Annotated in this window: 2 protein-coding genes; both read right to left on the minus strand. The window is 44.9% G+C overall.

What is annotated here, in order from left to right; genetic code table 11:
* Positions 1 to 8,972: amino acid adenylation domain-containing protein (locus ACFQZS_RS05515; RefSeq protein WP_377098095.1), on the minus strand; the 8,972-nt coding region annotated here is incomplete at its 3' end.
* A 2-nt stretch (positions 8,973 to 8,974) separates the two neighbouring features.
* Positions 8,975 to 9,436: hypothetical protein (locus tag ACFQZS_RS05520; protein WP_377098097.1), on the minus strand; the 462-nt coding region annotated here is incomplete at its 5' end.

The raw sequence follows: 9,436 nt of genomic DNA on the forward strand, positions 1-9,436 counted from the left end.
CAGGCTTCGTAATAACCAAGTAACTCCCGCTGAAAGATATCCATCGACCAGCCGTCGCTGGCAATATGGTGGGCATTTACCAGCAGCAGCTTTTTGGAATGTGCTGCCAGGTGATACAACTTTACGCGGACAGGATATTCCCTGCTCAGGTCGAAAGGGCGGTTGATGTCTTCCCTGATCCGCAATTCGTGATCTTCGCCCTGCCCCAGCGTTACTTCTTCTATTTCCAGCGGATGCGTATGTACCTGCTGTACTCCGTACCCTTCTTCGTCTATCTGGCCGATCATGCTTCTCAGTACCTCGTGACGGTCCACTATGCGGCGCAACGCGTGTTTTATCCCTGCTGCATCTGTCTCCCCTGATAACTCAAACAGCGCCGGAATGTGGTAGGCGTTCGTTCCTCCTTCATATTGCTCGATAAACCATAAACGCTCCTGTGAATAGGATAAGGGTGAGGTGGAACTGTGTATTTTAGGTATCACAACTTCGTTTACACCCACACAATGCAACACTATTTTTGAAATGGTTTTATACAAAAACAAGTCAGCAATTTTCACGCTTTTTCCAAGCGCGGCGCTTAAGGAATGCGAGGCTTTTATCGCCGTGATAGAATTTCCGCCCAAACTAAAAAAATCGTCATGAACAGAAATACGTTCCAATCCAAGAAGACCAGCAAATACCCGAGCCGCCTTCGCTTCATTTTCTGAGTAATTCGCCTCAACGATTTCAACCTGCTTAATTGCTGCTTTTTGTTCGCTTTGCGCAAACAGTTTCTTTTTCAGCCCGGCCAGATCGATCTTTGATACTGCAACCTGCCTGTACGAAGACTGGTTAATTAGCGCGTAAAATATACCCGCGCCTTCGGTTTCGCTGATAACGTTCTTTATCAGCAATTTTTCCAAACTGCTTGCATTTTTTAAGAGGTTGGGCTCTGCTGCTTTATGTCCTTTTGCCATTCCGGTATCCATCCATCCCGGCCAGTTCACGGTGATGGTTGCGGCATTTTTAAACCTGGCTGTATCAACGCATAAAAAATCCAGGTAGCTGTTAGCTGCGCAATATTCGATGCGGTTAACATCCCCCATAACACTCGCCAGCGACGAGGTAAAAGCAACATATCGTAGCCTATCCACATCGATATTGCCCATGATATTTTCAATACCGTAAACCTTACCGCTAAAAGCTTTTTTAATATTTTCGAGAGTGCATTTGTCCGTCAACAATGCGGTAGCACCCGCAGTGTGGATAATACCGTCAATCGCGTCGAAGGTATTTCCGGTTTCAGCGAACAATTGCTGCACAGCTGCTTCATTTGCAATATCAGCAATACGTAATGCAACGGTAGAGCCGTTATCTTTTATTGCTTTAATAATCTCATTTTTCTGCCCGGCGCTTTCTGATGCTCTATCGGCCAAACTATCCATTCTGCCTACCAGGATAAAATTAACCTTATTAAACTCCGAAATATATTTCGCAGTTGCCAAAGCTATGCCGCCCAAACCGCCGGTAATTAATATCGTATCACCGTCTTTTATGTTGTTTTCTTGGGATGATGGCTCGGCGACCATTTCATAAGTTTCCTTCCATAATTTCCCGAACCTGATCGCCAATAGGTCTTCCGATCTGTCAAATGCTGCATCGCTCGCTACATGTGCAATTACCGTCGAATCATGAGGTTGCGTACCGACATCAATTATCTTCGCATTGATATTCTGGAATTCGTGGTTAATGTTTCTTACAGCGCCTACCAGCATTCCGTTACCCGCATGGATAGTGTCCTGATTTGTGATCTGGGCCAACCCGTTTGTAAGTACAAGCAAATCCATATCGCCTGCGCTTTTCAGCAATTTTTCGCGAATTAAGAACAGGGAATAAAAACTATAGGCCAGTTGCTCGTCAATATCATTCAGATTATCAACTGACGAAAGGTGCATAACTGCATCGAATACAATGTTTCGCTTTTTGAAGTCTGCCGCTAAAGCCTCGAAATGCTGCTCATTATCGGGTTTGATGCTAAAAATACCTGAATCGTCGCTGTATTGAAATTCATCGCATTGCATACTCAGCACCACCAGGCGGGAAGACTGCGAGAACTGGTGAAGATCAAACAATGGGATCTGCTCTTCCCGCAGGAAAACTATAGCATTGCTATATTTCGTTTTAACTTCGGCAAATGATCGATTAAGATTCTTCAAAGCCGACCATTTCGGGCTACTCAACCAATCTTTAGCAGGGAGTACAGTTAATCTTCCCTTTAATGTATCCACGCTTTTTTCAAGCCAGCACCTTTTAAAGTCAAACTGGTAGGTAGGCAAATCCGTTAAAACACGCGCGGTACCGGGCTCAGCGAGATAATCCTGCAATGAGATTATTCCCGCTTCCCAAAGCAAAGCTTTCAAATCTTCACTGCAGCTGAGTTGCGGACAGCCATGGTTGTTCAATAACTCATTTCCTGATGGCAATAACTGTGTCGTCTGGATTGGCTTACGAGTGTTTCCTTTGTCATGTTTCCGCACCAATGCGCTTAAGCCCTTGCCCGGGCCCACCTCAACAAAATTAACCTGTTGATTATACAGATTGAGCAATGTGTTAACCCCTTTGCTAAACTGAACAGTATTTCGCAGTTGATCACACCAATAAGCCTGGGTAGTTACTTCTTCACCCGCTATTTCACCACTTAAATTGGAGATAAAGGTTCTTTCTGGCGCATTCAGCTTCACTCCACTAAATTCCTTTTCAAAATCAATTGCTGCCTGCTCCATCATCGGCGAGTGGAAAGCATGCGAGGTTTTTAAAATAACTGTCGGTATTCCGTCATTTTCAGTCGCCATTTTTAAAGCGTTGATCGCTTCCTTCGTGCCTGAAACCACGAAGTCTTCTTTAGAATTGATGACCGCTATATTGCAGTTAAAACTCGCAGCATACTTCAAAACCGTTTTTTCTTCGGCGCTGATAGATAACATAGCGCCGGGCTGCATGCTGTTCATCAACCTGCCGCGGGCTATCACTAGTTTAATGGCATCCTCCAATTTAAATACACCAGTTAAGGTTGCCGCCACATATTCGCCTATGCTATGTCCAGCAAAGGCATCAACTTCAACACCCAAATCAATAATATACTTTGCCAGTGCGTACTCAATAATAAAGAGGGATATCTGAGAAAAATGTGTTTCGTTGATATTATGAGCCGAAAAATCGCCCCAGGCAAATACCACTTCTGTCAAATCAGTTTCCAGATACTGTTGTGAAATCGCGATACAATCATCGACTAATTTTTTGAACGCCGTTTCGCCCTCATACAGCCCCTTAGCCATGTTAACGTACTGCGCGCCCTGCCCGGGGAACAAGAATATTACGTTATTATTCACGCTGGTTTCCCTACCGCTACCAGAGTTGTCCGCGTTTACTTTCGCCATCAATTCGGATATGCTGCGGGCGCTGTAAGCGCTTCGGAAAGGAAACTGCGCCCTTCTTTGCAGGGTATGGGCCAGATCTTTTATTAAAATATCTTCGTGTGTATTTATATAATCAATCAGCTTTAATTTATAATCCGAAAGCGATTGCCGGCTTTTGGCAGAAACAGGTATGATGTAACGAATTGCCTCAACCTGCTCCGGCATCTTCGCATCCGCAGGTCGGGCAATTTTTTCAATATAATCGCCAACAATCAGGTGCGCGTTGGTACCGCCTATACCAAACGAACTTACACCTGCGATACGCTGCTTGTTGGTTACTACGGGCCATGGCTGGTTTTTTTGATTGATCTCAAAACCAGTGAGTTTTAAATTCAGTTCGGGGTTAGGTTCATTATAATTTACTTGCCCGGGGATGATGTTATTTTGCAACATCAGGATCACCTTGATCAGACCGGCTACACCCGCGCCCGCATCTGCATGACCTATGTTGGCTTTTACAGCACCCAACAGAGCTTTATGGTCTGCCTGCTTATTACTGCGGTTAAATGCAAAGGCTTCTTTAAGTGCTTGCACTTCTATGGGGTCGCCCAGGTGAGTGCCGGTACCATGGCATTCAACATACTCGATCTGTTCTGAACTAAGGCCCGACATTTTCTGAGCATTGACGATACACTCGCTTTGCCCGATAAGCGATGGTGAGGTAAAGCTCGTTTTTCTGTCGCCGTCATTATTGGTGCAGTAGCCTTTTATTACGCCGAGTATGCGGTCATTATCCCTCACAGCATCTTTTATCCTTTTCAAAACCAGTACGCCAACGCCCGAGCCAATAGTTGTGCCGGATGAGTTTTTGTCGAAGGTGCGGCAATGACCATCTTTGGAGAAAACCATTCCTTCCTGAAAAATGTACCCCACTTTATCCCGCATCGCCAAACCTACCCCACCGGCCATCGCCATATCGCAGGTGCCTAATTGCAGGTTCTTGCAGGCTTCTATAACCGTTACCAATCCTGTTGAACATGCAGTATTAATAGTATTTGCCGGGCCCGAAAGACCTAACAGATAAGCAGTTTTAGTAGCAATAGCATTAATGTTTGATGCCGCAGCAGCCCACATATTGATCTCTTCGCTGCCTTCTCCATTCAAAACATTGTCGTAGAAATACGTATTCAGTCCGTTGCCTGCAAATGTGCCTATGTTATGTTGCTTGCGGTTACCGGCATAGCCCGAGGCTTCGAGCGCCAGCCAGCTATGCTCTAAATATTTACGTGTCTGCGGATCAAGTTCACTTGCTTCGTTGAGTGACATATCCCAAAAAGCAGGATCAAACAGATCAACGTCTTTTATTTTTCCTGCGGAAGGGATGAAATTTGGATCGTCTATTAGTGCAGCATCGGCACCCAGGGCTTTGCACTCGTCTTTACTGTAAAAACTTATCCCCTCCTGCTGGTTGGCTATCAGTTGCCAGAATTGGTTAGGATCATCTGCACCGCTAAATGCGCCCGACATACCAATAATGGCAATTTCATGCCCTTCGGTAGTCACACTGTTTTCCTGCAGCTTATACTCCGCCGTTTCGCCCGGATCCAGGCTTTGTACTAATTTATCTACTGATTTATATTTAAAGATATCGGCAACACTAATATGTTTAAACTCTTCCAGCTTGTTAAGCCGCCCTTTTAGTAAAATGCTCTGGATAGAATTGCCGCCTATCCTGAAGAAATCCTGATCAGTGCCTATCTGTTCCGCTGGAATACCCAGCACTTCGCCGTAAATCGCCAATAGTTTCATCTCCAGATCGGTAACCGGCTTCGCCACTTCGCTACGGCTGTTGTAATATGGATCCGGCAAGGCTCGTTTATCAATCTTACCGTTATGTGTTAACGGTAACGACAGTACGGGTACCAGGATATCCGGTATCATGTAAGCAGGCAAGGCCTGGGCCAACCGTTGGTAGATCTGCTCCTGGTTGATTTGGCTGAAGAACGGTATATTGTGTTCGCCGCCCGAGCTGCCTAAAGCTTCAATTATATCGACTGCATTCTCTGCGGGTTTTTTGTTAACAATAACAACGTCATAGCGGTGTTCGCTTAATTCATGCGTATAGGTGCGCTGCCTTTCCAGCACCGTTACCTCCACATTTTTATACCGCCGGGCCAATCTTTTAAAATAGCGTGGCGATATCAAAAATTCGTTTTCCTTGAGCGCCATCAGGTCTATATCCTGCTGCGTATAGGTATCGCCTTTAAAGGCGAAGCGTTCTTCTATTAGTTTTTTATGCAGATCGAAATTTCGGATATCGCCTAAAAAGATAGCTCCGCCGGGCGTGAGTTTGGCTATTGCCTTATCAACCACCGTTTCAAAATACTCTATACCCGGAAAATATTGGCACACGGAATTGATGATAACCGTATCATAATACACGGCCTGTGGTAGCAGGTCTATTTCGTCGGCATTTAAATGATAAAACTCGGTGTTGTAAGTCTTATGCTCCAGCGCTTTTTTGTGCCGGTAGATAACCGATTTAGAAATGTCTATACCTACGTAACTGTTTATATGATCAAGCAGTGGGTACATCAATAATCCTGTACCAACGCCAATCTCCAATACATTTGAAGGTTTTAAAGAATTGATAGTGGTAACAATCGCTTCCCGCCAGGCTAACATATCCGGCTCCGGAATAGGTGCTTGATTAATAAAACTGTTCCATCCGCCAATATCGGCTTCCATCTTATCCTCACTTACCGTCTTGTCGTACTCCGTATCATATAAAAGTTCCCAACTCTTAATAATCTCCAATTCATTTTCAGACGTATGGTCGCTATCGGCAACGTAGTAGCCCACCAGGTATTTGTTAGTCCCCGAGGCCGTTTTCCGTTCTTTGGTTATAACGCAACTTTGCTTTATCCCTTCAATATCTACCAGCGCATTTTCTATTTCGCCTAATTCAATCCTGTAGCCGCGTACCTTCACCTGCTCATCATTGCGGCCAATAAATTCAAGGCTGCCGTCTTCCAGCCACCGAACCAGATCGCCTGATTTATACATGCGCTCATAACCTTTGGTATTTCCGGTAAATGGGTTGACCATAAATCTACCGACTGTCAATTCAGGGCGGTTAAGATACCCACGCGCTACCCCGGCTCCCGATATGTATAACTCGCCCGTAGCACCAACAGGCAGCGGGTTCAAATTGCCATCAAGAACATATAATTTGGTGTTACTGATAGGCTTACCTATGTTTGAGTTCAAATTGTCTGTGCCAAACTCGTGCATAGTTGCGCAAACGGTAATCTCTGTAGGCCCGTAGGCATTAATTAGGCGGCACCTGCCGCTCCAGTGCGCTATCAGTTCGGGCGGACTTTGTTCTCCGCCTAATATCAAAGTATCTATACCCTTAAAATCTGTGGGTAAAGAGTTTACCAGCGCGGGGAGTAGTATAGCGTGCGTTATTTTCTTTCGCGTAATGAAATCGATTAGCAGTTGATCTTCCTTTCTGGCTGCATCCGAGACAATTGCCAATGCTGCACCGCGTAACAGCGCATTAAATACTTCGTAAACTGATGCATCAAAAACTACCGAAGCGTATTGTAAATGAACCGATTGCGAATTTATACCAAGCTCGATACTGCTATTATAAACAAGGTTAACAACGCCGCTATGCTCAATTAAAACCCCTTTGGGTTTGCCGGTAGTACCCGAAGTGTAAATAACATAGGCCAGATCGCCAGCACTGTTGTAGGCGGGTAGATTACTATTTTCTTCCTGATCGTATAAGGCTTCATCCAGATCAATATAGATCGCTCTGTTTTCCCGTATTTGAAATTCTATTTTATCAGATGATCTTCGCAGACACAGGATGATCTCTGCACCACAGTCATCCAGTATGTAATCAATTCTTTCCCCCGGATAATTTACATCTACCGGAACATAAGCCGCCCCGGCTTTTAAAATACCCATTATACCGGTAACCATTTCCAAACTCCGACTCACACACAAGGCAATCATTGTATTTGCAGTCAGCTCGCGTCCGGTGCGAAGCAGATATTGCGCACGTATATGCCTGGCCAGTTGGTTACTTTTGCTGTTAAGTTCGCGGTAAGTTAATTGCTGATCCTCAAAAAAAAGCGCGCCGTTGTCTGGATACAGATTTGCCTGCTGCTCAAACAAGGTCTGAATGGTTTGGCCTTGCGGAAAATCATTATCCGTTACATTCCATTCATGGATGATCTTATCGTATTCTGTTTTGTTAAGCAGCGTTATCGCTCTGTGCGATTGTTGATGATTTTCAAGTATTCGCGAAAGAATATGATCCATCGATTGTAGATGGATCAACGCTTTTTCGGTTGTTAAACATTTCAGATCATAACAAAACTTTACCGATAAAACTTCGCCTTGATCATATGCCATAATGCTTAGCGGATAGTCTATTTTCTCTACGATGTCTCTGATGCTGAGTTCTAATTTTTGGGCACCACCTTCGGGGATGGGATAGTTTTCAAACACAAACAAGCTATGGAACAGCCGCTCGCCCGCTTTCTGCAGGTTGGCCAAATCAGTACAGGTGTTGGCATTTAAGTCTGCTATTTGCTGATGGATGTATTTTAACTGACCGGTTATTGAATTGTCGTTATCCCAATCAACTACCAACGGAAGCGTGTTGATATACAAGCCCACGCTGGCTTCAATGCCCTCTACCGGCAACTCCCTGCCCGATACTGTTGTTCCCGTAATTGTCCGGTCGTCGCCACTGTGCACCTGCAAAAGTTTGTGCCACAGAAACTGCACAACCACGTTCATCGTTATCCCGGCTTGCTGGCAAAACGCTTTTAACTGATGATAGCGGTCGCCGGTTATCTGCAAAGTACTATTTGCCGGATTTTCTATATACTGATAATTATTTAGCTCTACCGGCGCGCTCAAAATCGAACTTATGTCGTTGGCGTAAGCTACGCCGGCGAGAGTTTTCTCCCAGTACCGTTCGGATGTATCTTTATTATCCAGGATATATTCAAGCGTGCTTATGTATGCCTCATCTTGCCTGATGGTTACTTTTTTATTATTTTTTAGTTCGCCATAGTAATGATGCACACTTGTTAGCACAATAGGCAAACTCCAGCCATCGGTAATAATGTGATGATCGCTTTTTAAAATAGTATAACTATCCTCGGATTGTTTGATTATATATACCCTTAGCTGGGTGGGTTGGGTGAGATCAAAACCTTGCTTCCTGTCTTCAACCTGTATTTGCGCTATCGCTTCGTCCCTTTCGGCCTGGGTAGCAAGATGGCTTACGTCTTTTATTTCCCAGTACAATTTGCCGTATTTGTAGATGATCTGGATAATATCCTCCTCCCAGTCAAAAGCTGTCCGCAAAATGGGGTATTGCGCAATGCAGCATTCCCAGGCTTCAATATATTTTTCGATATCCAGCGGCTGATGATAGTCAAGCAATATCTGCTGCCGGTAGGCATCGTCATTAGCCTGACTTAAAGCGTGATATATAAATCCCTTTTGCAAGCTGGTTGCAGGGTAAACGTACAGTATTTCGTTTTTCATCGTTAGCTCATCTTTGTTTGTAAGCGATCAAGCAAAGCCTGGCTTATACGAACTCCTTTAAAGTCGCTTGGTGTGTGGCTGCGCCCGGTTTGCTCCAGCTTATCTGTGCAATGGCTAATAACTTGTAGTATATCAGCCTTAAACCGCGCGGCAAAGTGTTCGGTTGCCTCTTGACCCAGCCTGGTAATAATGGTAAACGACAACTTACTATTCAGCACTTTCCCGTTGATGTTTATCACATCCGGATGCTTGTTCGCTGCTGACATGGCTGTGCCGCTGGCTTCGCCGGCCAACTGCCATTCGTTTTCCTTATTGTCAAACTGACCCAGGTAGTTGAAGCTTACTTTGGGCAGGGCTTCGTAACTGCAGGACGATCCTTCCTCCGTAGCGAATACACCGAAGCCTAAGCCCTTGTTGGGTATTTTACGCAGGTGCTCCTTGATGCCCCGGATCGTTTCTTTCAG

It is taken from the genome of Mucilaginibacter calamicampi, assembly GCF_042676765.1.
Lineage (GTDB): Bacteria > Bacteroidota > Bacteroidia > Sphingobacteriales > Sphingobacteriaceae > Mucilaginibacter > Mucilaginibacter calamicampi.